Origin of the sequence: Loktanella sp. PT4BL (assembly GCF_003201935.1) — a bacterium.
GTDB lineage: Bacteria > Pseudomonadota > Alphaproteobacteria > Rhodobacterales > Rhodobacteraceae > Yoonia.
Genome location: NZ_QJJL01000001.1, coordinates 774,504 through 796,655 on the forward strand (window position 1 = coordinate 774,504; position 22,152 = coordinate 796,655).

General features: G+C 58.8%; 22 protein-coding genes and 1 tRNA gene. 13 read left to right on the forward strand and 10 right to left on the reverse strand.

Going from position 1 to position 22,152, the window contains the following annotated elements:
• Positions 1-19 precede the first annotated feature (19 nt).
• Positions 20-550 carry an adenine phosphoribosyltransferase gene (locus C7964_RS03765; RefSeq protein WP_110278295.1) on the reverse strand — a complete coding sequence of 177 codons (531 nt, stop codon included), beginning with the start codon at positions 548-550 and terminating at the stop codon, positions 20-22.
• Positions 551-559: 9 nt separating this feature from the next.
• Complete coding sequence (locus tag C7964_RS03770; protein ID WP_110278296.1) at positions 560-1,426, reverse strand: S-methyl-5'-thioadenosine phosphorylase; 867 nt, start codon at positions 1,424-1,426, stop codon at positions 560-562.
• 169 nt (positions 1,427-1,595) lie between these two features.
• On the opposite strand from C7964_RS03770, the gene C7964_RS03775 reads away from it, so the two are divergent.
• Positions 1,596-3,218: a SulP family inorganic anion transporter gene (locus C7964_RS03775; RefSeq protein WP_110278297.1), complete on the forward strand. Its 1,623-nt coding sequence runs from the start codon at positions 1,596-1,598 to the stop codon at positions 3,216-3,218.
• 3 nt (positions 3,219-3,221) lie between these two features.
• Here the strand turns inward: C7964_RS03775 and C7964_RS03780 are convergent, their stop codons facing one another.
• Positions 3,222-3,827 (reverse strand): flavin reductase family protein, encoded by a 606-nt coding sequence (locus C7964_RS03780; RefSeq protein WP_110278298.1) that lies wholly within the window; start codon positions 3,825-3,827, stop codon positions 3,222-3,224.
• A 67-nt stretch (positions 3,828-3,894) separates the two neighbouring features.
• Here C7964_RS03780 and C7964_RS03785 point away from each other — a divergent pair, with 67 nt between their 5' ends.
• Positions 3,895-4,395 (forward strand): GNAT family N-acetyltransferase, encoded by a 501-nt coding sequence (locus C7964_RS03785; protein ID WP_110278299.1) that lies wholly within the window; start codon positions 3,895-3,897, stop codon positions 4,393-4,395.
• 52 nt (positions 4,396-4,447) lie between these two features.
• Complete coding sequence (locus tag C7964_RS03790) at positions 4,448-5,230, forward strand: EcsC family protein (RefSeq protein WP_502693550.1); 783 nt, start codon at positions 4,448-4,450, stop codon at positions 5,228-5,230.
• On the opposite strand, the gene ptsP is transcribed toward C7964_RS03790, so the two are convergent.
• The 5 genes from ptsP to C7964_RS03815 all read right to left on the reverse strand — a co-directional run bounded on the left by ptsP (position 5,221) and on the right by C7964_RS03815 (position 10,423).
• Complete coding sequence (gene ptsP / locus C7964_RS03795) at positions 5,221-7,464, reverse strand: phosphoenolpyruvate--protein phosphotransferase (RefSeq protein WP_110278301.1); 2,244 nt, start codon at positions 7,462-7,464, stop codon at positions 5,221-5,223. The genes C7964_RS03790 and ptsP overlap by 10 nt on opposite strands.
• 36 nt (positions 7,465-7,500) lie before the next feature.
• Positions 7,501-8,739 (reverse strand): aspartate kinase, encoded by a 1,239-nt coding sequence (locus C7964_RS03800; RefSeq protein ID WP_110278302.1) that lies wholly within the window; start codon positions 8,737-8,739, stop codon positions 7,501-7,503.
• Between the two features lie 70 nt (positions 8,740-8,809).
• Positions 8,810-9,460, reverse strand: a complete 651-nt coding sequence (locus C7964_RS03805) for an SDR family oxidoreductase (RefSeq protein ID WP_110278303.1) — start codon at positions 9,458-9,460, stop codon at positions 8,810-8,812.
• 22 nt (positions 9,461-9,482) lie between these two features.
• Positions 9,483-9,887, reverse strand: a complete 405-nt coding sequence (locus C7964_RS03810) for a DUF1178 family protein (protein WP_110278304.1) — start codon at positions 9,885-9,887, stop codon at positions 9,483-9,485.
• Between the two features lie 62 nt (positions 9,888-9,949).
• A complete protein-coding gene (locus C7964_RS03815) occupies positions 9,950-10,423 on the reverse strand; it encodes an NUDIX hydrolase (RefSeq protein ID WP_110278305.1) in 474 nt (157 codons plus the stop codon).
• A gap of 34 nt (positions 10,424-10,457) precedes the next feature.
• On the opposite strand from C7964_RS03815, the gene C7964_RS03820 reads away from it, so the two are divergent.
• The 4 genes from C7964_RS03820 to modC are packed head-to-tail and all read left to right on the forward strand — an operon-like array spanning position 10,458 to position 14,150.
• The gene (locus C7964_RS03820) at positions 10,458-11,615 is read left to right on the forward strand and encodes an acetoin utilization protein AcuC (protein WP_110278565.1); all 1,158 of its coding nucleotides are present in this window, start codon (positions 10,458-10,460) and stop codon (positions 11,613-11,615) included.
• 38 nt (positions 11,616-11,653) lie between these two features.
• On the forward strand, positions 11,654-12,397 hold the full coding sequence (gene modA / locus C7964_RS03825) for a molybdate ABC transporter substrate-binding protein (protein WP_110278306.1): 744 nt from the start codon (positions 11,654-11,656) through the stop codon (positions 12,395-12,397).
• Positions 12,394-13,092, forward strand: a complete 699-nt coding sequence (modB, locus tag C7964_RS03830; RefSeq protein ID WP_110278307.1) for a molybdate ABC transporter permease subunit — start codon at positions 12,394-12,396, stop codon at positions 13,090-13,092. The genes modA and modB overlap by 4 nt, the downstream gene beginning before the upstream one ends.
• Positions 13,089-14,150, forward strand: coding sequence for a molybdenum ABC transporter ATP-binding protein (gene modC, locus C7964_RS03835; RefSeq protein ID WP_110278308.1), 1,062 nt, complete (start codon positions 13,089-13,091; stop codon positions 14,148-14,150). The genes modB and modC overlap by 4 nt, the downstream gene beginning before the upstream one ends.
• Here the strand turns inward: modC and C7964_RS03840 are convergent, their stop codons facing one another.
• Both C7964_RS03840 and neuC read right to left on the reverse strand, forming a co-directional pair.
• On the reverse strand, positions 14,151-15,410 hold the full coding sequence (locus C7964_RS03840) for a 3-deoxy-D-manno-octulosonic acid transferase (protein ID WP_110278309.1): 1,260 nt from the start codon (positions 15,408-15,410) through the stop codon (positions 14,151-14,153).
• On the reverse strand, positions 15,394-16,518 hold the full coding sequence (neuC, locus tag C7964_RS03845; protein ID WP_110278566.1) for a UDP-N-acetylglucosamine 2-epimerase: 1,125 nt from the start codon (positions 16,516-16,518) through the stop codon (positions 15,394-15,396). The genes C7964_RS03840 and neuC overlap by 17 nt, the downstream gene beginning before the upstream one ends.
• A 185-nt stretch (positions 16,519-16,703) precedes the next feature.
• On the opposite strand from neuC, the gene C7964_RS03850 reads away from it, so the two are divergent.
• The 6 genes from C7964_RS03850 to C7964_RS03875 all read left to right on the forward strand — a co-directional run bounded on the left by C7964_RS03850 (position 16,704) and on the right by C7964_RS03875 (position 22,074).
• Positions 16,704-16,777 (forward strand) — tRNA-Cys (locus C7964_RS03850).
• A 404-nt stretch (positions 16,778-17,181) separates the two neighbouring features.
• Positions 17,182-17,937: a glycosyltransferase family 2 protein gene (locus tag C7964_RS03855; RefSeq protein WP_110278310.1), complete on the forward strand. Its 756-nt coding sequence runs from the start codon at positions 17,182-17,184 to the stop codon at positions 17,935-17,937.
• A complete protein-coding gene (locus tag C7964_RS03860; RefSeq protein WP_055294178.1) occupies positions 17,930-18,220 on the forward strand; it encodes a lipid-A-disaccharide synthase N-terminal domain-containing protein in 291 nt (96 codons plus the stop codon). Before C7964_RS03855 ends, C7964_RS03860 begins: the two co-directional genes overlap by 8 nt.
• A gap of 1 nt (position 18,221) precedes the next feature.
• Positions 18,222-19,829: an ArnT family glycosyltransferase gene (locus C7964_RS03865; RefSeq protein WP_146214818.1), complete on the forward strand. Its 1,608-nt coding sequence runs from the start codon at positions 18,222-18,224 to the stop codon at positions 19,827-19,829.
• 169 nt (positions 19,830-19,998) lie between these two features.
• Entirely contained in the window at positions 19,999-20,652 is a 654-nt protein-coding gene (locus C7964_RS03870) for a protein-L-isoaspartate O-methyltransferase family protein (RefSeq protein ID WP_286163742.1), read from the forward strand.
• Between the two features lie 57 nt (positions 20,653-20,709).
• Complete coding sequence (locus tag C7964_RS03875; RefSeq protein WP_110278312.1) at positions 20,710-22,074, forward strand: TolC family outer membrane protein; 1,365 nt, start codon at positions 20,710-20,712, stop codon at positions 22,072-22,074.
• Positions 22,075-22,152 lie beyond the last annotated feature (78 nt).

Here is a 22,152-nt window from a genome sequence, read left to right on the forward strand (position 1 = left end):
GGGACATGGAAATTGGGGGCTATGCGCCTTCGAACTGGCAGAGCGCGTGGACGTTCATGCCGAGGCTTTCCAGTTTTTTGCGCCCGCCCAGATCGGGTAGGTCGATAATGAAGGCGCAACCGATGACTTCGGCCCCCATGCGTTCGATCAGTTTTATGCCTGCCTCTGCGGTGCCGCCTGTTGCAAGAAGGTCGTCGACGAGCAGGACTTTCTCACCCGCTTGCAGGGCGTCGTCGTGCACTTCCATCGTGGCCTGGCCGTATTCAAGCGTATAGTCCTGTTCAATTGTCTTGCCGGGGAGTTTGCCTTTCTTGCGGATCGGCACGAAACCAACCGACAGTTGGTGCGCGATTGCGCCGCCAAGGATGAACCCGCGCGCTTCCAGTCCCACGACCTTGTTGATGGGTTGGCCTGCATAGGGGTGCAGCAACTGGTCAATCGCGATGCGGAAACCGCGCGCGTCGCTGAACAGCGTGGTCACATCGCGGAACATGATCCCTTCATGCGGGAAGTCTGGGATGGTGCGGATATAGTCTTGGACGGTTTTCATTATCTCTTCCTAAAGGACGCGGCCAGCGATGGCGTCGAGTTTCGCAACCAGCGCGGGATCACGTTCATCGGGGGCGGTCATCACCGCGTATTCGAGCGCGCGGTCACAGCCGTAGGGGCAGGGGGCGCGGTCTGCGCCGAGCAGGGCGGGCAAGCGGCTGATCAGGTCTTGGGCCTTGGTGCCATTGCCTTGCAGCGTCTTGATCACGTCGCTGACATCGACCGCGCCATGATCCGGGTGCCAGCTGTCATAATCGGTGACCATCGCGACGGAGGCATAACAAATCTCGGCTTCGCGGGCGAGTTTGGCTTCGGGCATATTGGTCATGCCGATCACGTCGCAGCCCCATGCGCGGTAGAGTTTGCTTTCAGCCATGGAAGAGAATTGTGGCCCTTCCATCGCAAGATAGATTCCGCCGGTGTGGATCGTGATACCCGCAGCGTGGCCGGCAGTTGCGCAGGCCTCTGACAGGCGTACGCAGGTCGGGTGCGCCACGCTGACGTGGGCCACACAGCCGGTGCCGAAAAAGGACTTCTCGCGGGCAAAGGTACGGTCAATGAATTGATCGACAATCACAAAATCACCGGGCGCCATGTCTTCACGAAAAGACCCGCAGGCGCTTACGCTGATGATATCCGTTACACCCAGCCGTTTGAGCGCGTCGATGTTTGCGCGGTAAGGCACAGTGGTGGGTGAATGCACGTGGCCGCGTCCATGACGCGGCAAGAAGACCATCTCGACGCCGTTCAATTGCCCCGTCAACACATCGTCAGAAGGGGTGCCCCATGCGCTTGGGGCTGTGACCCAAGCGGCATTTTCCAGCCCGTCCATATTGTAAATGCCCGAACCACCGATGATTCCGATTCTTGTCTGCATGACCTGCCCTGCTGTCGCTTCATCGCTACATTGAAGCGGATCAACCCCAAATGGAAGCCTGTGCGCCGTGCCAATGCTGCAACACCGCATGATCGGTCGGGGTTGAGGGGTGACATCCACGGGGCGCTGCTTTAGGCCACCCGTAAATTCCCCATGCACAGGATTTCACATGGCCCGCGCCCTTTTGGCGACTTTCGCTGACAGTCTCAAACTCACCGACCCGGATGCCCCGCTGACGGCTGGTCAATGGCGGGTGGAAATTCTGTCCGGTCTAACAGTTGCTCTGGCGCTGGTGCCAGAGGCGGTCGCCTTTGCTTTTGTTGCAGGCGTTGAGCCTTTGGTCGGGCTTTATGCTGCGTTCATCGTCGGCCTGATTACTGCGGTCTTTGGCGGGCGTCCGGGGATGATTTCAGGCGCGACGGGTGCTTTGGCCGTTGTGATGGTCAGCCTTGTTGCCGTGCATGGTGTCGAATACCTCTTTGCGACGGTTGTCTTGATGGGGTTGATCCAGCTCTTTGTCGGGATCATGCGATGGGGCAAATTCATCCGCCTTGTGCCACATCCGGTGATGCTGGGCTTTGTGAATGGTCTGGCGATTGTGATCTTCCTTGCGCAATTGGGCCAGTTTCAGGTGCCCGGCACCGCCGAAAGCGCGGGCCACGGCATGGCCAACGGGCAATGGTTGTCAGGTGCACCGCTTTATCTGATGCTGGCGTTCGTGGCGCTGACGATGGTGATCATCTGGGTCATGCCCAAGATTACGAATGCGATTCCTGCACCGCTGGCAGGGATCGGGATTGTGGCTGCGATTGTGATCGGTTTCGGGATTGATGTGCCGCTTGTCGGTGATCTTGCAGACATTGAAGGCGGCTTGCCTGCGTTCCATGTGCCGATGGTGCCGCTCACATGGGAAACGCTTGAAATCATCCTGCCCTATGCACTGATTCTCGCTGCGATCGGTCTTATCGAAAGCCTGCTGACCCTGAACCTTGTCGGTGAGATGACCGGCAAGCGCGGCGGGGCAAGCCAGGAATGTCTGGCCCAGGGCGCAGCCAATACAGTGACCGGTTTCTTTGGCGGCATGGGCGGTTGCGCGATGATCGGACAGTCAATGATCAACGTGAAATCTGGCGGGCGGACACGGGTTGCCGGAATCGCGGCGTCTCTGTTCCTTTTGGCATTTATCTTGTTCGCCAGTGGTCTGATCGCGCGTATCCCGCTGGCTGCACTTGTCGGCGTGATGTTTATGGTCGTCATCGGGACCTTTGCGTGGAACTCGCTGCGTATCCTGCGCAAGGTACCCCGCACGGATGCTTTCGTAACGATCCTTGTGACGGTGGTGACTGTGGCAACGGACCTTGCAACGGCAGTCGTAGTGGGTGTGATCGTTTCCGCGCTGGCCTATGCATGGAGCAACGCAACCCGCATTCACGCCATCAAGCGCGAAAGCCGTACTTCGGCTGGCGCGCAGGTCTATGAAATCCAGGGACCGCTGTTTTTCGGTTCATCTGACGGATTCATGGAAATTTTTGACGTCGAATCCGACCCTGATGTGGTCATCGTCGATTTTGCCAATAGCCGCGTGGCCGATCAATCCGCGTTGCAGGCTATCGAGGCACTGGCCCAGAAGTATGAGGATGCCGGCAAGATCATCCAGTTGCGGCACCTCAGCCGCGACTGTCACAAGCTTTTGTCAAAAGCGGGCCACCTCATGGTCGATAGCGACGATGATCCCGACTATGCCCTCGCCGTGGACTACGGCGTGAAGACCGGCATCATCGGCGGGCACTAGTCGTTATTCACCGGGGCGTTGCAGGCTAAAGACCTCGCGGATGGTGGAATAATCGCGATAGCCAAGCCGTGTGAGCGGGTTGAACGTGGTCACATCAAACATGCCATCCACAAGGCAATTGTCGCGGATATGCACGCCTGTGACCTCGCCGAAGACGGCGAAATTCGCTTCTCCGGGCAGTTGCACGATCTGGGTCAGTTTGCATTCGAGCGTCGCGGGGGCGTTGAGGACGCGCGGGCAATTGATCGTTTCACATTCCCCTTTTTCGATACCGGCAAGGGTGAATTCATCCGTGTCGCGGTCCCATGCACCGGACGTCTGGTTCATCACGTCACGCGCGGCGTATTCGACAACATTCACGGCAAAGACGCCGGTATCGCGGATGTTGGCGACGGAATCCTTGGTGCCCTCGCGGTCGGGTTTGCTGCTGGTTGAGGCGAACATGACCTGAGGCGGCACGTAGGCCACGGCGTTGAAGAAGGAATAGGGCGCAAGGTTATCCTTGCCGTCTGCACCACGCGTTGCAATCCAGCCAATCGGGCGGGGCGATACAATGGCGTTGAACGGGTTATGTGGCAGGTCGTGGCCATTTTTAGGTTCGTAGAACATGCAATGCCTTTTCGTTTTGTTGCCCAACAGGTAGCGTCTGACTATCGCGTGGCCAGATGAAAGACAAATGCAACAAACGGCAATTACATTGGCCCAGGAAACAGCGGATGACTGGTGGGAAATCGAAGCGCTCTATGATCTCTGCTTTGCACCCGGGCGGTCTGCCTTGTCTTCTTATCGTCTGCGCGAGGGTGTTGAACCGATCCGCCCGTTGTGTCTGACCGCCCGTGACGCAGACGGTATTCTGGCAGGTGCGGTGCGCAACTGGCCTGTTCTGGTGGGGGGGCAACAGGCGGTCCTGCTTGGCCCAATCGCCGTTCACCCGACGCGACAGGGCGAGGGTGTAGCTGCAATGCTCATGCAGCGCTGCTTGGCAGATGCGCGCACCCTCGGATGGTCGCGGCTTATGCTCGTCGGTGACGCGCCTTACTATCAACGTTTCGGGTTTGAACGGCTCGACGGTGTTACCATGCCACCGCCGACGAACCCTGATCGTGTGCTGGGGATCGCTCTTTCTGACGATGCTTGGGATGGTGTGACGGGCGTGGTCACATCTCTGCGCGATTGAAATTGGCTTCCCCTGTTCCCATTTCAAAGGGATGGATGACAAAAGCGCCGTGATGAAAGAGATCAATCCACCGAACCCGCCCCCACCGCTCAGCGATGCGGCAAAGGCCGAGATTGCTGCTTTGGCCGCGCGTCAACGCAAGGCAAATGGCATGTTGATGACCGCAATCAACTATGTCGGCGGGCAGGTCGAAGACGGGCTCAAAATGTTGCCCGCAGGTGTCCGTGGCCAGATGGACGATCTGGCACGCACGGCATTGCGCCATAGTTTTGACATCGCAAGCCAGTCGCGCAAGGGGCGCGGGCAGACGATTGGCTCCGACCGTATCCACAAGATTTTGGGAACGATTTCAGGTGCCTTTGGTGGTGTTGGCGGTCTGCCAACTGCACTTGCCGAATTGCCCGTGGCGACCACTGTGATCTTCCGTGCAGTCCATCATGTGGCGGTGACCTACGGGGAAGATCCGGATGCGGAAGAAACCAAGGTCGAATGCCTTGCCGTATTTGGTGCGGGCGGACCGGGGAGTGGCGATGACGGGATCGACACGGCCTTTATCGGTGCGCGGCTCAGTATCTCGGGTGCTGCTGTGAACGGGCTGATCAGCAAAGTGGCCCCTAAGTTCGCCGCTGTCCTTTCGCAAAAGCTGGCGACGCAGGCGGTGCCGATCCTCGGAGCAGCGGCCGGGGCAGGGACCAACTACGCTTTCGTCGATTACTACGTCTCGATGGCCCATGTGCATTTCGGGCTGCGCCGCTTGGCCCGCATCTATGGCGAGCAGGCAGTCACGGATCACTTCCATGCGGTTCTGGCCGCAGGCAAGCTGCCTCAGACCTGATAGACGAGCCAGTCGGCTACTGCACGCCGCACGGACTGGTCGCCATTGGCGATCGCTTCATCCATCACCGCCTTCACCTCATCCAGATTAACGCGGCGCAAGAGATGCTTGACCGGACCGACCGAGGCAGGGCGCATTGACAGGGTGCGCAGACCAAGTGCGGCAAAGCAAAGCGCCTCGACAGGGCGCCCCGCATCTTCGCCGCAGAAGGACAGCGGTGTTCCGCTTTTCTCGCAGCGTTTGATGACATGGCTCAGGAAGGCCAGAAAGCTGGTGTCCAGCGTATCGTAGCGTTTGCGCACGCGCTCATTCTCGCGGTCGGCAGCGAAGAAGAACTGTTTGAGATCGTTACCGCCGATGGAAATGAAATCGACTTCTTCGAAAAACGCATCCGGCGCATAGGCGAGCGAGGGTGTCTCCAGCATTGCGCCCACGTCGAGTTTGGAGGGCAAGGCATGGCCCAATTTGGTTTCGCGCGCCATCGCCTTGTCCATTTCGGCGCGTGCCGCGCGAAATTCATTCATCTGGGTGATGAAAGGGAACATTACCGTCAGGGGCTGACCGTTTGCTGCGCGCAGAAGTGCCTGCAACTGCATCCGCAACACGCCCGGTTTATCAAGTCCCACACGGATCGCGCGCCAACCCATTGCGGGGTTCGGTTCATCGTTGGGCTTCATGTAGGTCAGCACTTTGTCCGACCCGATATCAAGTGTGCGAAACGCCACCCGCTTACCGTCTGCGGCTTTCAGCACACGCGCATAAAGCGCTGAAAGCTCGGCACGGCGCGGCATCTGGGTGCGGATCAGGAACTGCAATTCAGTCCGGAAGAGCCCGACGCCTTCAGCGCCCGAGCCCGCCAGCGATGGCAGGTCCGCAATAAGGCCTGCGTTCATCTGCAAAGAGATACGCGTGCCACATTTTGTTTCCGCAGGCAGGTCGCGGATTGAGGCATAGCGTTCCTGCGCGCGCGTTTGCATCGCGATTTTGTCGCGGAATGCGGCTTGTACGGTCTCGTCAGGGCGTAGATGCGCGATACCCTGGTCGCCATCCACAAGGATCGGATCGCCATTCAAGGCCTCACGGGTGACGCCTTTGGCGTTGATGATGAGCGGGATCGCCCATGCCCGCGCCACAATTGCTGCGTGACTGCCGACCGAGCCTTCTTCAAGCACAATGCCCCGGATTTTCTTGCCATACTCCAGTAGTTCACCGGGCCCGATATTGCGGGCCACAAGAATCGGATTGTCCGGCATGTCTGCACGGGCTTCAGCCCCTTGGCCGGTCAGAATGCGTAGCAAGCGGTTCGAGAGATCATCAAGATCATGCAGCCGTTCGCGCAAGTAGGGGTCTGCCGCACGCGACAGACGGGAGCGGGCGTGGGATTGTTCTTTTTCCACCGCGGCTTCCGCGGAGAGACCACTTTTGACGTCCTCTTCCATCCGCTTGAGCCAACTGGTTGAATTGGCAAACATGCGGTAGGCCTCAAGCACCTGCACCTGATCGGTATCAACCGAGCGTGCCCCCATCAGCATATTGTCAACGCCCTTGCGCAGATCCTCAATTGCGTCGCGCAGGCGCGCGGCCTCGGTTTCGGGGTCTTCCGAAATCGGATTCGTGACCACAACGCGGGGTTCGTGCAGGTAGACGACACCCTCGCTGGCCCCTTCCTGCGCAATCGAGCCGCGCAGCATGACAGGCTGTTGGTGGCGGGCGGAAAGTGCTGCCCCTTCACCGACAAAGGCGCCTAACTCGGTCATCTCTGCGATGACCATCGCCACGATTTCAAGCGCGTAGACCTCATCCGGGGTATATTCGCGGGCCGCTTTGGATTGGACGACCAGAACGCCCAGCACATCGCCAAGACGCTGGATCGGGACGCCGCAGAAAGACGAATAACGCTCTTCCCCTGTCTCGGGCATATAGCGAAAGCCCTTGGCGGCTGGTGCATCGGCTGTGTTGATGACTGTGCGGCTTTTGGCGGTGCGTCCGACAAGACCTTCGCCCAGGCGCATCCGCGTCTGGTGCACTGCCTCGGCCTGGAGACCTTTGGTCGCGCAAAGTTCAAGCGTTTCGGCATCACGGAACAGATAGATCGAGCAGACCTCGGTCATCATCGAATCTGCAATAAGGTTCACAACCGCATCGAGCCGCGCCTGACCTTCATTGTCAGCTGCGAGCGCCTCGCGCAGCCGTCCAAGCAGCTTGCGGCTTTCGCTTTCTAGCCGATGTGGCATAGCCCCTCCTGTGGAACGGGCTGGCACACAAATGCGTCAGCCTGCTTTTTCCAATTCGAAAGCATCATGCAGGGCTTGCACGGCAAGTTCCATGTATTTTCTGTCGATCAATACGGAAATCTTGATCTCTGAGGTTGTAATGACCTTAATGTTCACACCTTCAGCAGAAAGCACACGGAACATCTTGGCGGCAACACCAGTGTGGCTGCGCATGCCGATCCCCACGACGCTGACTTTGGCCACGCCTTCATCAGCAACGAGGTCGTGAAAGTTGATCGCGCCGCTGGCCTTGGCATCCTGCATCGCCTTCTCGGCGCGTTTCACCTGATCGGTCGGGCAAGAGAAGGTCATATCCGTGCGCCCCTCTTCCGAGATGTTCTGCACGATCATGTCGACGTTCACGCCGGCCTCGGACAATGGCCCAAAGATCGCGGCGGCGATACCGGGACGGTCGGCCACCGAGATCAGGGTCATTTTCGCTTCGTCGCGGGAATAGGCGACACCGGCCACAACATTGGATTCCATGATTTCCTCCTCATCGCAGACCAGCGTTCCGGCGCTGTCCGATGGTTCCTCAAAAGATGACAGCACCCGCAGGCGCACTTTATAGCGCATGGCCAGTTCGACCGAGCGGGTTTGCAAAACCTTTGCACCCAATGAGGCCAGTTCCAGCATTTCCTCGAAGGCGATCTTGTCGAGCTTGCGCGCCTTGCTCGTGATACGCGGATCGGTCGTGTAGACGCCGTCAACATCAGTGTAGATATCGCAACGCTCGGCCCCGAAGGCGGCAGCAAAGGCCACGGCCGTTGTATCGGAGCCACCGCGCCCCAATGTGGTGATGCGGCCTTCGGGGCTGATGCCCTGAAAGCCCGCGACGACTGCGACTTTCATGCCTTCGCCGAACTTGGCGTTGATCCGTTCGGTGGGTATCTCTTCGATGCGCGCGTTCGAATGGGCCGAGGTGGTTTTGACCGGCACCTGCCAGCCCTGCCAGCTGCGCGCGGGGATATCCATTTCCTGCAACCGCAGTGCCATCAGGCCCGCGGTCACGTTTTCGCCCGATGACACGATCGCATCATATTCGCGGGCATCATAAAGCGGGGATGTTTCATTGACCCAGCCGACCAGCTCATTGGTCTTGCCTGACATCGCCGAGACAATAACGATCACATCATAGCCATTGGCGACCTCGACAGCCACGCGCTTTGCAGCGCGTGCGATACGGTCAAGGTTGGCCACCGAAGTGCCGCCGAATTTCATCACGAGCGTTGGCATGGGCTGTCTTTCGATAACGTCTGAATAATCAGCGCTCCCTTTAAAGCGCGTGGCTGCAAAGGGCAAATAGTTAGTAGGGGTGTTCCTGCCCGTCCCACGTCAGAAAACAGCCTGACGTTTCCAGGCTCAGTTCGGCAAATCTTGCGGCCAGTCCTGCGGCGCTTTCTTCCATCGAGATGTCGGCACTGTCGCCGCCCATGTCCGTCCGTACCCAGCCGGGGTGATAGATGCCGACAGCGATACCTTCGGGTGCCAGATCAGTGGCCAGATTGCGCCCAAGGTTGAGCGCTGCAGCTTTGCTGGCCCGATAGATGTAACTGCCACCGGGGGCACGCGTATGTGACGCCATCTGCGACGAGATGATCGCGATTTTGCCTGCATTGGCGCGCTGCAAATGAGGGAGCAGGTGTTGGATCGTGAGGAAAACGCCGGTGACGTTTGCAGCAAACATCTGTTCCCACATGTCTGCGGGGTAGCCACCGGCCAGTGTTTGCCCTTTGTCGAGAAAGACACCTGCGTTGCAAACCAGAAGATCAATCGGCCTATCCCCGAGACGCGCCGCCAAGGCGGCATGTGATGCGGGGTCTGTGACATCAAGTTCATACATAGTCCCCGCATCAGCCGCGCGATGCGTGCCGATGACAGGTTCACCTGCGTCAGCATAAAGGCCCATGAGTGCCTGACCAATTCCGCGATTGGCCCCTGTGATCAGTGTCGTCATAGGAGGTCCTGTCTTTGTGGAATCAGTTCGTCTTCTTGCGTGGCATGAAAGGCAGCGGCACAACGGGAATCCCGTCTTCGACCAGTTTTCGGGCTTCTTTCAGGTTCGCCTCGCCGTAGATCGGGCGTTCGGGGACAAGGCCGTCATGCATGTCGCGGGCCTCTTTTGCGAAACCCTTACCGACATAGTCGGAATGCGCCTCGACTTTCTCACGCAACGCGGCGAGGTCTGCCTCGGACGGTTTCGGAGCCGTGATCCGCGATGAGGTGCTCACAGCTGGTGCCATGATCGTCTTGCGGACCTTGGTGGTGCCGCAAGCGGTGCAATTCACCATATTGGCCGCGACAAGCTTGTCGAATGCCTCGCCCGACTGGAACCAGCTTTCGAATTCGTGGTCTTCTTCACATTTGAGGTGGAAACGGATCATCACAACCTATTGCTTACGTCATACTGATAAATAGGCCTTTTATACAGCGCTGCAAGCGGCTGCTAGCGCAGGATCTTATGTGGCTTGAACCCCGCGACAATGCGCTTCAGTTCAGGCTCTTTGATTTTCTTGGCGGCTTTGGCGGGCGACATCCATTTGCGCCGCCGCTGCTCTTTTTCCGGCCAGTCCGCATGCACGTGGGTGACATGAAGCGGATAAACCATCGTGACGATGGGGGCGTTATCTACTTTCTGCGGCTTGCTGTAGCTGAACACCCCAAGACAGAAATCAATGGCCTCACCACTTAGCCCCGCCTCTTCAAAGGCCTCCGTAGCGGCAGCGCTGGCGGGCGTTTGTTTGTGCATGGGCCAGCCCTTGGGGATGATCCAGCGTTTGCGCGTGCGGCTGGTAATCAGGCAAATCTGGACCTTGTCGTTTTTCACACGCCAGCAGAGGGCCGCAAACTGGGCCCGTACGTCTGTCTTGTGTCCGGTCCGCAGCTTCAAGGGGAGCTGTTTTGCGACTGGTTTTGCCATGTTCTCCGCCGCAAATCGCATTACATCAGATTGTATGTCAGACGTTATGCAAGCATCCATTCCACACGCAACCCCACATGCGCGTTTTATCGGTTCCGAGATCTATCGGCACTCCAGCTATGGGGCGTGGCATCCGTTGCGCGTGCCGCGTGTCTCGACAGTGATGGATCTTCCGCGCAGCCTGGGCTGGCTGCCGCCTGCGCAGTTTATCACCAGTCCCCGCGCCAAGGCGGCGGCGCTTATGGGGTATCACACGCCGACCTATCTGGCCGCGTTGCAGGCGGCCGAGGCGGCGCAGAGCGTGAGTGAGCAGATACGCCGCAAACACAATCTGGGCACCCCGTCCAACCCCATCTTCAAGGAAATGTTCCGCAGGCCTGCCACGTCTGCGGGTGCGTCGCTTTTGGCGGGCGAGTTGCTGCGCGGGGGCGGTGTGATCTATTCCCCCGCAGGCGGCACGCACCACGGGTTGCCGGACCGCGCGAACGGCTTTTGTTATCTCAACGATCCGGTGCTGGCGATCCAGTCCCTGCGGCGCAACGGTGCCAAGAGGATTGCCTATATTGATATCGACGCCCACCATCCCGACGGGGTCGAGCACGCTTTTGCCACTGACGAGGACACGCTACAAATCTCGGTGCATGAGATAAACCGCTGGCCGCGGACAGGCGCTTTAACGGACAAGGGGGTGGGGCAGGTCTATAACCTCCCCGTGCCAGCAGGTTTGAACGATACCGAAATGGCGCTGATCCGCGATGCGCTGATCTTGCCTTTGGTCGCTGATTTCGGCCCTGATGCGATTGTCCTGCAATGCGGTGCTGACGCGGTGGCAGAAGACCGCCAATCGCGGCTGGCCCTGTCAAACAACGCCCATTGGGCGATTGTCGCAGCCCTGCGCCCGCTGTCGCCCCGTTATCTGGTCCTCGGGGGAGGGGGATATAACCCGTGGTCGGTGGGTCGGCTTTGGACAGGGGTTTGGGCGACGCTGAATGGCCACGACATTCCAGATGTCTTGCCGCCCGCGTCCCAAGCGATCCTCGGTGCTTTGACGTGGAGCAGTCCGCTGCGCAAGCATCACCCCGAGCCGCATTGGATCACCACGCTGCGTGACATCCCGCGTGAGGGACCGATCAGCGATGCTGTGCGCACCGGTGTGCAGATATTGGCGACGCGTCGCCCGCGCTGGGCCTGACACTTGCAAGGGGCCGTAAACGCCCCGATAGTCGCGCCATGAGATTACGTACACTTCTGATCAGCCTTGCTCTGACACTTTCAGCCGCCGCCGCGCGGGCCGAGGTTCTGATCTTTGCCGCAGCCAGCTTGAAAGAACCCGTCGACCTGATTGCGGCGCAGTTTGATGATGTTGTTGTCTCTTATGGCGGCAGTGGCACCATGGCGCGGCAGGTCAGTTTTGGTGCGCCTGCGGACATTGTGCTTCTGGCGAATACCGATTGGATGGATGTCCTGGTCGCGGGCGATCATGTGCAAGCCGAGAGCGTGTTTGATTTTGCCAGCAACCGCTTGGTGATGATCGGGCCTGAAGGTGCCGGCCCCGTGCCGCTGACATCAGAGGCGATCTTGGACGCATTGGAGGCAGGGCGCATGGCCGTCGGGCTTACGCAGGCAGTTCCGGCAGGCATATACGCCAAGGCTGCGTTGCAGTCGCTGGGCTTGTGGGAGGACTTGGAGGACAAGCTGGCCGAAGTGGACAATGTGCGTGCCGCACTGGCGTTGGTGGCGCGCGGGCAGGCGCCTTTGGGGATCGTTTATCAAAGCGACACGCGGATCACGCGGGATGTTGCCCAGGTTGCTCTGTTTCCGGCCGACAGCCACCCGCCGATACGCTATGTTGGAGCGTTGACCAATGACGCTGACACCGCCGCGCAAGACGTGCTGACCTATCTGCGCGGACCGGAGGGCCAGGCCATTTTGGCAGAGGCCGGTTTGCTGCCGCCTGTGGATGATCCGTCATGATCAACGCGCTCGGACCCGCGGAATGGACCGCGATCTGGTTGTCATTGCGTGTGGCGCTTGTGGCGACCTTGGCGGCACTCCCGGTGGCTATTTGGGTGGCGTATATCCTGGCGCGGAAATCCTTTCCGGGTCGCCAGCTGCTGAACGGGCTGGTGCATTTGCCGTTGGTCTTGCCGCCTGTGGTCACGGGGTATCTTTTGTTGGTGCTTTTCGGCCAACAAGGGCCGGTGGGTAGTCTGCTGTACCAGACCTTTGGCATCAGTTTTGCCTTTCGCTGGACAGGGGCGGCGCTGGCGGCCGCAATCATGGCGTTTCCCCTGATGGTGCGCGCGATCCGGCTGGGATTCGAAGCGGTTGATCCGGGCTTGGAGGCAGCCGCATCTACCCTTGGTGCGTCGCGTATGCGGGTTTGGCGCACGGTGACACTGCCCTTGGTGGTGCCGGGTATACTCGCGGGCGCGATCCTGGGCTTTGCCAAGGCGCTGGGCGAGTTTGGCGCGACCATCACCTTTGTCGCCGCGATCCCCGGCGAGACCCAGACCATCCCCACAGCGATCTACGGTCTGTTGCAGGTCCCCGGGAGCGAGCCTGCGGTGCTGTCACTGGTAATCGTGTCGGTCATCCTTGCGATGGGCGCGCTCATCCTGTCCGAGTGGCTGGCACGCCGCATGGCCAAGCGGGTGACAGGCAGATGATCACGGTCGATATACAAAAGGGGCTGGGCACGTTTGACCTCGATGTGCAATTCGAGGCACCTAAAGGCGTGACGGCGATTTTCGGGCGTTCGGGGTCGGGTAAAACGTCACTGGTCAATGCTGTCGCAGGGCTTTTGCGCCCTGATACGGGGCGGATAACTGTCGGTGATGCCGTCCTCTTTGATGGGGCGACGCGCCAGCACCTGCCGCCGCACAAACGGCGCATCGGCTATGTGTTCCAGGATGCGCGTCTGTTTCCGCATATGACTGTTCAGCGCAATCTGACCTATGGTGGGGCCCATGATGCGGCCCGCGTGATTGATGTGCTGGGACTTTCGCATTTGCTCGAGCGGATGCCAGCAGGTCTGTCAGGGGGCGAGCGCCAGCGCGTGGCTCTGGGCCGTGCGCTGATGTGTGATCCACAGCTTTTACTGATGGATGAACCGCTTGCTGCCCTTGATGCCCCGCGTAAGGCTGAAATCCTGCCGTTTATCGAACGGCTGCGCGATGAGGTCGAAACACCCATGCTATACGTGAGCCACGATGTGTCCGAGGTCGCCCGCTTGGCTACGACACTTGTGGTGCTTGAAGCAGGCCATGTTGTGGCCTCTGGACCGGTAGGTCAGGTATTGTCCCAGCCCGAAACGATGCCGTTGGTCGGCGTCCGCGCAGCGGGTGCGGTGATCACCACCAAAGTTGCGGGACGGTTGCTGGACGATGGTCTGACCGAGCTTGCCTTTTCGGGCGGGCGTTTGATCTTGCCGGGGATTTTGGGTGTATTGGGCCAAACAATCCGTGTGCGTATTCCGGCGCAGGATGTGATCCTCGCAACGGTCGCCCCTGAGGGATTAAGCGCGCTGAATGTCCTGCCCGTTGAAATCACCCGCGTTGAACAAGGGCGCGGCCCCGGTGTCGCGGTCGGGCTGCGTGCGGGGAACGATCACCTCTTGGCGCGGGTGACACGGCGCAGCGCATTGCGGATGAATCTGGCGGTGGGTCAGAAAGTCTATGCCATCATCAAGGCGACTGCTGTGGGGCCAGAAGATATCGGGCAATAGCTAGGTTGCTGTGGTGCGGTCGAAGAGATCAAGCACATCTGCGGCCAGCACATCGGTTTGTGCGCTTGCTGACTTGATCGCCTGCCCTGCGTTTTCTGCGATGCGCGACAAATCCGCTGACACCAGTGCAGCGGCAATATCATCGGCCGTTGCGACCGCTATTGCGCCGGAAACCGCCGCCAGTTGGGCATAATCGGTTTTGAAGTTTGCCACCCGCGGTCCGTGCAGGATTGCACAGCCCAAAGCGGCTGCTTCCCACGGGTTATGCCCCTCGACATCGCCGAAAGTCCCGCCGATCAACACGGTCTGCGCAAGGCGGTAGATCAGGCCCAGGTCACCGAAAGTATCGCAGAGCCAGACGGCATCGCCCGCTGCGGGAACTTCACCCTTGGACCTGCGCGGGCCAAGCTCTTCAATGGCGTCCTGCGGCAGTCTGGGAGCAATTATGAGAAGGGCAGTTGGGTCGGTCTCACGCAGTTTCTGATGGGCATCATACGCAAGAGCAATATCGTCGTGATGCGCGGGGGCAACGGCCCAGATGGTGCGCTGGCCGAGCGTTTTCTGCAGCCTCTCCAACTCCGCCCTATCACAGGCCAGCAATGGCGCGGCAGGTTTGAGCGACCCAGTGACCTTCACCTTCGCACCAAGTGAGGCGAGATGGGCTGCGGTCGCGTCATCCTGTGCCGTGATCATCGCCATCGCGCTGTAAAGGTCACGGTAAAGCCCCTCTGCCTTTTGGTGCGACCGGAATGATGCTGCATTCATGCGCGCGGCCACCATACATTGCGGCACCTGGCGTTTTGCCAGATCGCTGACCATGCCCGGCCAGAGGTCCTGTTCGACCCAGACGCAGAGATCAGGGCGAAAATGATCGAGGAAACGGCGGCGAAAGGCGGGTGCATCAAGCGGTAAGAACTGATGCGTCGTCCGGGGGGGGGCGTTCTTGGCAAAGACTTCGGCCGAGATAGCCGTGGTCGATGTCACAAGGAATGACAGATCAGGCCGTTTCTGCCCCAGACGTGCGATCAGGCCGCGCAGAGAAAGGACTTCGCCCAACCCGACCGCGTGGAGCCAGATCAGTGAACCCTCAGGGCGCGGGGCGAGGGTCTTGCCCATCTTTTCCTGCCAGCGCGTCGGGTGCTCTTTGCCGCGCTGCAATCGACGGCGCAGCACGGGCTTGGCTGCCAGCGCAATCAGATGGCTTGCCGCCAGATAGCCGCGCAACGCCAAACCCCGATGCATGTCAGCTTGGGATGTCATGAAAGGTCTTTTGCAAGGAACTCTGCCAGAAATCCTCGGATTTCAGGGCGTCCACAAACCGTTCGGACGCGCTGCCACCGCCAAAGGCATTGTGGCGCGGATACGCTTCACCCCATTTGTTTTGCAAAAAAGCATTGATCGCTGCGGTATCGGTCGCATCGGCGAAAAAGACGGACGGAGATTTGGCGCGATTGGTCTGGCGTGTGCCAATATCAAGGGATGGCAGACCAAGGAACGGGGCTTCGCGTACACCTGCCGATGAATTGCCGACCATCGCTTTGGCATTCTTCATCAGTTCCGAGAAGTGAGCGAAACGCATGGATGGCAGAACGCGGAACCGCTCGTTGGGCAAGCGGGCAATCGCATCAAAAATGGCAGCAGACCCGGGGTCATTGTTCGGGGCGATGACCACAAAATTTCGACCCGATTCATCAAGTGCGCCAAAAAGCGCATCGGCTTGTGCACCCATCGTGTCGGCTTCGGAGGTGACAGGGTGGAAAACACAAATGCCGTAATCATCGAAAGGTATGGCATAGCGCTCCCGGACTTGGGCAAGGGCGACGCCAGAGGGCCCTGCGTGAAAATCCAGCTCGGGCGATCCGATGGCGCGGATATTCGCTTCAGGCTCGCCCAGCGCCATCACGCGCCGTGCGGCATCCTGAGAAGATACAAAATGCTGGCTGGCCAGTTTGCTGTTACAATGGCGGTAAATCTCGTCAATCGTGCCCGATACTTCGCCCCCTTCGATATGCGCGCAACGAATGTAGTTGGTGGCGCAGACAAGCGCGCAAGCAAGCGCCTCTACCCTGTCGCCATGGATCACGACAAGATCCGGCGTGTGCTCTTTGACGAAATCCGAAAACCCGATGATCGTCTTGGCCAACACCATGTCCTGCGGATCGCCGGGCCGCTGGTTGAGGAATTCATGAACCTGCACCCCTGCTGTGCGGTGCACCTCCAGCTTGGTCAGCCCGTAGCGTTCAAGCATGTGCATTCCGGTTGTGAAGAACGAGACATCAAAGCCCGCATCTCGCGTGGCAACCGCCAAAGGCTCAAGCTTGCCGAAATCGGCCCGTGTTCCGGTGACAAAGAGAACTGTGCGCGGCATCCCGACTTCCAAATCAATACGCTATCGGATGACCCGATCCTTGTTGCGACGAAGGTTACCGTGGTGTCGCCGGAAAGGAAACGGGCTTTGGCCCCGGTCGCGTTCAGTTCTTGCCCAAGTCGTAAGCTGCGTTTATCTAAGCGCTTGACCTTATCTGGCGTCATCCTTAGGTGACGTGTCTACGAGGCGAGTGGGCAGGTAGGTTATGCAGCGGATTGCAAATCCGTGTAGACCGGTTCGATTCCGGTACTCGCCTCCAAAATGAATTTATGAACCTCACCTGACAGGCTGTTCGGTGCGGGATTGTTACCTCCAACATGAAATGTCGTTTTCACTTGCGCGCGTTCAGAGTGTGATGCCACCTGGGCAATCCTTCTAGCTCACGCGTGCTGGCGCACCGGTTCATGGGCGGAAGTTTGCCTCTGGGCGCAGATATCCCGTTCAACAAGCGACATATGCGCCACGGATGGACCGTTGGCGCAGGCAACGTTGCCGTGATCTAGATTGACTTCTTTTGTGCCCTTCGCTAGCCGACAGTCACGTGTAAAGGCCCCTGTGTGACTTGTGGGGTTTGGGTCTGGCGCATCGACTTTGAGCATGTCTGCTCTTGCAAGGTGGGTTTATTCTACACTGGCAGTGGCAAAACGAGAGTTCGAGAGACACATGCAAAACGTTTCAATCGTGGTCCCCGTGCATAACGAGGCTGACAACATTGGCACATTGGTGGCTGAGATCTTGGAAACCGGCGCGGCCTATCCCCTGCATGAAATCATTTTTGTCGACGATGCCTCGACCGACCACACACAAGAGGTTTTGAGCGCCCTGCAAGCCGAAGAACCGCGTCTTGTTATTGTGACACACCCGCATGTGGGCGGGCAGAGTGCCGCGATCCATAGTGGGGTCTTGCGCGCAACGGGGACAATCATTGCCATGCTTGACGGGGATGGCCAGAACCCGCCGTTCGAACTGTCCAAGCTGGTTGCGCCTTTGCTGTCCGATACGTCCGGCAATCTGGCGTTGGTCGCAGGCCAGCGTGTGGGGCGGCGCGATACGCTTTCGAAACGGCTTGCATCACAATTTGCCAACAAGCTGCGCTCGGCGCTTTTGAAAGACGGCACCCGCGATACCGGCTGCGGGCTCAAGGCATTTCGCCGTGACGCATTTCTGGTGCTGCCGGTCTTTAACCACATGCACCGCTATTTGCCGGCTTTGTTCATCCGTGACGGATGGGACATTACACATGTCGACGTCAGTCACCGTGAACGCGGTGCAGGCCGTTCAAAATACAATAACTTCCAGCGCGGGCTCGTCGGGATCTTTGATCTGATCGGGGTCAGCTGGCTGATCCGTCGGCGCAAGCGCGTCAATAAGATGTCGGAAGTGCTGCGGCATAACACAGGAAATTTGCCCCATGTTTGAGTTTCTGAATGTCGATAGTTGGGCTGAATTTACGTGGGTCATGATCGGCCTTGGCGGACAGATGGCTTTTACAGCGCGGTTTTTAGTGCAGTGGATCGCGTCCGAAAAGGCGGGGCGCTCAACTGTGCCTGTCGCCTTTTGGTATTTTTCGATCGTTGGGGGGACGGTATTGCTGTCTTACGCCATCTACCGAGGCGATCCGGTTTTTATTCTGGGGCAGTCCATGGGCGTGATTATTTATTCGCGCAATCTATGGCTGATCCGTCGCGAACGTTTGGGATAAAATGATAAAACTATGGGATTTTGTGGTGCGTTTCCCGGTGATGATCGGGATCGCGTTGATTTTGACGCAAACGCTGCCTGTACTCGATGCACGGTGGTTGTGGTTTTCTGATGAAGTCCGCTATGCCGAAGTCTATTCAAACCTCGTGCGTGATGGTCACTGGATTGTCCTGAACCTCAATGGTGAAGCCTACCCGGACAAGCCGCCCATCTATTTTCTGCTCCTCGCAGCACTGGATCTGATCCCGGGCGTCGAGATGCCGGGGCTCATGTGGCTTGGCTCTGCCGTGTCGGCGATTTTCCTGCTTTTCGCGATGCGTGCGCTGGCAAATGCCGTTGGTATCGGCCGCGCGGGGTTTGCCGCCGGAATGCTCGTGCAACTCAGCCTCTTTGGCATGGTGCTCTTGCTGCATTACGTGCGCATGGATTTGCTTTTCGTGGCCCTGATGATGGGTGGACAGGCTTATCTGCACCGACACTACTACAACGGGGAAGCGGCAAGACATGCCTACCTTGGCTTTGCGCTCTGCGGTCTTGCGGTGCTGGTCAAAGGCCCGCTGGGGCTTTTGTTGCCGCTGGTTGCTGTCTGGGGTGCCGCAGTTTGGGCAGGGCGCGGTGCGGCGATCTTGCGATTGACGACGCTTCTGGGGTTGCTGCTGTCCGTACTGGTCATGGCAAGCTGGGCCGTCGGTATCATCATGGTTGAGGGCTGGGCGTTTTTCAGCGAACAGATCATCGGCCAACAAGTTGTCGCGCGGGCCACAGATACGTTCCATCATAGCGAACCGTTCATCTATTACTTTATCGTGCTACCCGTTTTGCTTTTGCCTTGGACAGGCTTTGCACTGGCACTGCCTTGGGCCCGCGTTTTGCAGTGGCCTGCTGCGATGTGGAGAACCCGCCGCCAGTTGAACCCTGTTGGCATTCTCGCAATCGGTGCTTTTGCGCATTTCATGACGCTGTCGCTGCTTGACGGCAAAGTCGGGGTCTATGTTCTGCCCATCCTGGTGCAGGTGTCATTGCTGATTGGTGCGCTCCTTGCCTCAGGCTTTGTGCCGCGCGCATGGGTGGGCGTCGCGGGGATGATGGCAATCTTCGGGGCGGCATTAATGGCGTTTTCGTTCAGCGAGGAAGCCGCGGCCTACCAACTTGGCGCGCTGCTATGCGGTGGGCTTTTGGTTGTCCTCGCGGGCCTCTTGGTCTGGTTGCGCAAATCAGGTCAGGCGGCCCTTCTCGTGCAATCGGCTGTGATGGTTGGGTGGAGTCTCCTGCTTGCGGCTGTCCTGCTGCCGGGGATGAATGAAAGCGCATCGACCCGCATCACAGCAGAGCATCTGGGCAGGCTTGCAGAGAACGGTTATACCCCTGTGGCCTATCGGACCTATCCTGGGATCTTTTCATATTACGCTGGTCGCGATGTTGTGCAGATTGATAGCCAGAATGAACTTGTGGCGCTGATTGCTTCGGACAGTGCGATTGTGATCGCAGGGCGCAAGCGCCATCTGGACGAACTTGATCTGACGGGTTTTGAGCTTCTCGATAGCCGTGAAATCAACGGGGCAGGTGGCCGCTACGAGGTTGTCAGCCGCAGCGCGCGGCCATCCAACTAATGCTGCCCAGGCAGGCATCTGCGAGCGCAGGCGCGTAAAGAGATAACAAAGATGCAGCGCAGGCGGCGGGCTTTGTCTTGCTGTGCTGGTTTATGCGATGTTCAATGTTGCCGTGTCGTGCCATCTATGGCATGAGACATCAAACAAACTGAACGAAAGAGTTTAGATCGTGACTGACTATACCTCCCGCCGCACAATGATGGTCGATACACAGGTGCGCCCTTCGGACGTGACAAAATTCCCAATCATTGATGCAATGTTGTCGGTACCACGCGAAGCGTTTGTGCCGGACGGCAAACGCGAAGCGGCCTATGTTGGTGAAAACCTTGAAATTGGCGGTGGTCGCGTGCTGCTCGAACCGCGCACTTTGGCCAAAATGATTGACGCGCTGGATATCCAGCCAAGTCACGTTGTGCTCGATGTGGCCTGTGGACTTGGGTATTCGACGGCTGTTCTGGCTCACATGTGCGACTTTGTTGTGGCCATTGAAGATGACGAGGCACGCGCCGAAGAAGCGCAAACGCTTCTTTCGGGGCAGGGCGTTGACAATGCGGCGGTGATGTTTGGCCCGTTGGCAGACGGTGCGGCCAAGTCCGGACCCTATGACGTGATCATCCTGCAAGGTGGTGCAGAGCAGGTTCCTGCCGCGCTGTTGGAGCAGCTGCGCGAAGGTGGCCGGATTGGCGCTGTTTTTGCAGAAGGAACGCTCGGCGTCGTGCGCATCGGCCATAAGATTGACGGCGTCGTGAATTGGCGCTTTTCGTTCAATGCCAGCGCACCTGTGCTGAAGGGTTTTGAAAAGGACCGCGCTTTTGCACTCTAAAGAGTGATCAATCGCCCGCGTCATCACGTAAATATTTTAAAAGCTTTGGAGTTTCGCATGATGAGATCTAAGGGACTGGCCGTTGTCGCGATCGCGCTGACATTTATCGGCGCACCCGCATTGAAGGCGGATACTCTGGCTGATGCCTTAGCCGCCGCTTACAATAATTCCGGCCTGCTCGAGCAGAACCGCGCTCTGTTGCGCGCCGCTGACGAAGGTGTGGCCCAATCCGTTGCGGCAACCTTGCCTGTGATCAACTGGTCGATTTCGGCCACGAGAAGGCGCGTTGAAGTGCCTGTGGTGACGACAACGGACTCTGTTCTGGCACAGATTTCGGGTGATGTGACATTGTTTGACTTTGGTGTCGGGCGGCTTGGAATCGAGGCCCAGAAAGAAGTGGTGCTTGGCACACGGCAGTCGCTGCGGGGCGTTGAGCAGGATGTGCTGCTGCGCGCGGTGCAGGCCTATATGAATGTCCTGAGTGCAGGCGAATTTGTCCAGTTGCGCCAGAACAACGTGCGCCTGATCACGCAGGAATTTCGCGCCGCACAGGACCGGTTCGAGGTCGGTGAAGTGACGCGGACAGATGTTGCTCTTGCCGAGGCGCGGCTTGCCGCTGCACGCAGCCTGTTGGCAGCAGCGCAGGGCGATTTGGCGCAAGCAGCCGAGGAATATCAGGCGGCGATCGGCCGCGCGCCAGCTGGTCCACGGACCGTCAGCCCCGCGCCGGTGTCGCGCACACTTGATGATGCCAAGGCCTTTGCAGTGCGCAACCACCCCAGCGTACTTGAGGCACAGCATTCGGTTGCCGCTGCAGAAATCAACATCCGGCGCGCCGAATCTGCCACGCGACCTTCGGTTTCCTTGAACGGTTCGGTGAGCACGGACGACGAAGCAAACACCTCTGCCCAGGTTGGCCTGAGCATTGGCGGCCCGATCTATCGCGGTGGCCAGATCCTCAGCCAGTTCCGCCAAGTGCAGGCCAACCGTGATGCGGCCCGTTCTGGGTTGCACCTGCGTGTGATGGCTGTCGAACAAGAGGTGGGCAATGCTTTTGCCTCGCTGCAGGTGGCGCAGGCATCACGTCAGGCGTCCGAACAGCAGATCCGCGCGGCCAGCGTGGCATTTGAAGGTGTGCGCGAGGAAGCGACCCTTGGTTCGCGCACCACATTGGACGTGTTGAACGCGGAACAGGAACTGCTTGATGCGCGTGCGAACCGGATTGCTGCCCAGTCAAACGAAGTGATTGCCTCTTATGCACTTTTGTCCGCCATGGGGCTTTTGACAGCTGATCATTTGAACCTGCCGGTGCAGCAATATGATCCATCGGCCTACTATAATCTGGTCAAAGATGCGCCATCTGCCCTCTCGTCTCAGGGCGCGGCGCTGGACCGTGTTTTGCAGGCGATTGGAAAAGATTAATCGCACAGTTGTTCGAGGCATCGGCCTTCGCTAAAATTCTGCAACTGGGTGCAAATTCGGGATGAGCAGGATGTCAAG

What these genes read in the sequence shown, in the direction of transcription:
- C7964_RS03840 (WP_110278309.1), bottom strand. Translation starts at nt 15,410, where the DNA reads ATGACATCCCAAGCTGACATGCATCGGGGTTTGGCGTTGCGCGGCTAT.
- C7964_RS03805 (WP_110278303.1), bottom strand. Translation starts at nt 9,460, where the DNA reads ATGACGACACTGATCACAGGGGCCAATCGCGGAATTGGTCAGGCACTC.
- C7964_RS03790 (WP_502693550.1), top strand. Translation starts at nt 4,448, where the DNA reads ATGAAAGAGATCAATCCACCGAACCCGCCCCCACCGCTCAGCGATGCG.
- neuC (WP_110278566.1), bottom strand. Translation starts at nt 16,518, where the DNA reads ATGCCGCGCACAGTTCTCTTTGTCACCGGAACACGGGCCGATTTCGGC.
- C7964_RS03855 (WP_110278310.1), top strand. Translation starts at nt 17,182, where the DNA reads ATGCAAAACGTTTCAATCGTGGTCCCCGTGCATAACGAGGCTGACAAC.
- C7964_RS03775 (WP_110278297.1), top strand. Translation starts at nt 1,596, where the DNA reads ATGGCCCGCGCCCTTTTGGCGACTTTCGCTGACAGTCTCAAACTCACC.
- C7964_RS03815 (WP_110278305.1), bottom strand. Translation starts at nt 10,423, where the DNA reads ATGGCAAAACCAGTCGCAAAACAGCTCCCCTTGAAGCTGCGGACCGGA.
- C7964_RS03820 (WP_110278565.1), top strand. Translation starts at nt 10,458, where the DNA reads ATGTCAGACGTTATGCAAGCATCCATTCCACACGCAACCCCACATGCG.
- C7964_RS03875 (WP_110278312.1), top strand. Translation starts at nt 20,710, where the DNA reads ATGATGAGATCTAAGGGACTGGCCGTTGTCGCGATCGCGCTGACATTT.
- modA (WP_110278306.1), top strand. Translation starts at nt 11,654, where the DNA reads ATGAGATTACGTACACTTCTGATCAGCCTTGCTCTGACACTTTCAGCC.
- C7964_RS03810 (WP_110278304.1), bottom strand. Translation starts at nt 9,887, where the DNA reads ATGATCCGTTTCCACCTCAAATGTGAAGAAGACCACGAATTCGAAAGC.
- C7964_RS03800 (WP_110278302.1), bottom strand. Translation starts at nt 8,739, where the DNA reads ATGCCAACGCTCGTGATGAAATTCGGCGGCACTTCGGTGGCCAACCTT.
- modC (WP_110278308.1), top strand. Translation starts at nt 13,089, where the DNA reads ATGATCACGGTCGATATACAAAAGGGGCTGGGCACGTTTGACCTCGAT.
- C7964_RS03785 (WP_110278299.1), top strand. Translation starts at nt 3,895, where the DNA reads ATGCAACAAACGGCAATTACATTGGCCCAGGAAACAGCGGATGACTGG.
- C7964_RS03865 (WP_146214818.1), top strand. Translation starts at nt 18,222, where the DNA reads ATGATAAAACTATGGGATTTTGTGGTGCGTTTCCCGGTGATGATCGGG.
- C7964_RS03765 (WP_110278295.1), bottom strand. Translation starts at nt 550, where the DNA reads ATGAAAACCGTCCAAGACTATATCCGCACCATCCCAGACTTCCCGCAT.
- modB (WP_110278307.1), top strand. Translation starts at nt 12,394, where the DNA reads ATGATCAACGCGCTCGGACCCGCGGAATGGACCGCGATCTGGTTGTCA.
- C7964_RS03770 (WP_110278296.1), bottom strand. Translation starts at nt 1,426, where the DNA reads ATGCAGACAAGAATCGGAATCATCGGTGGTTCGGGCATTTACAATATG.
- C7964_RS03780 (WP_110278298.1), bottom strand. Translation starts at nt 3,827, where the DNA reads ATGTTCTACGAACCTAAAAATGGCCACGACCTGCCACATAACCCGTTC.
- ptsP (WP_110278301.1), bottom strand. Translation starts at nt 7,464, where the DNA reads ATGCCACATCGGCTAGAAAGCGAAAGCCGCAAGCTGCTTGGACGGCTG.
- C7964_RS03860 (WP_055294178.1), top strand. Translation starts at nt 17,930, where the DNA reads ATGTTTGAGTTTCTGAATGTCGATAGTTGGGCTGAATTTACGTGGGTC.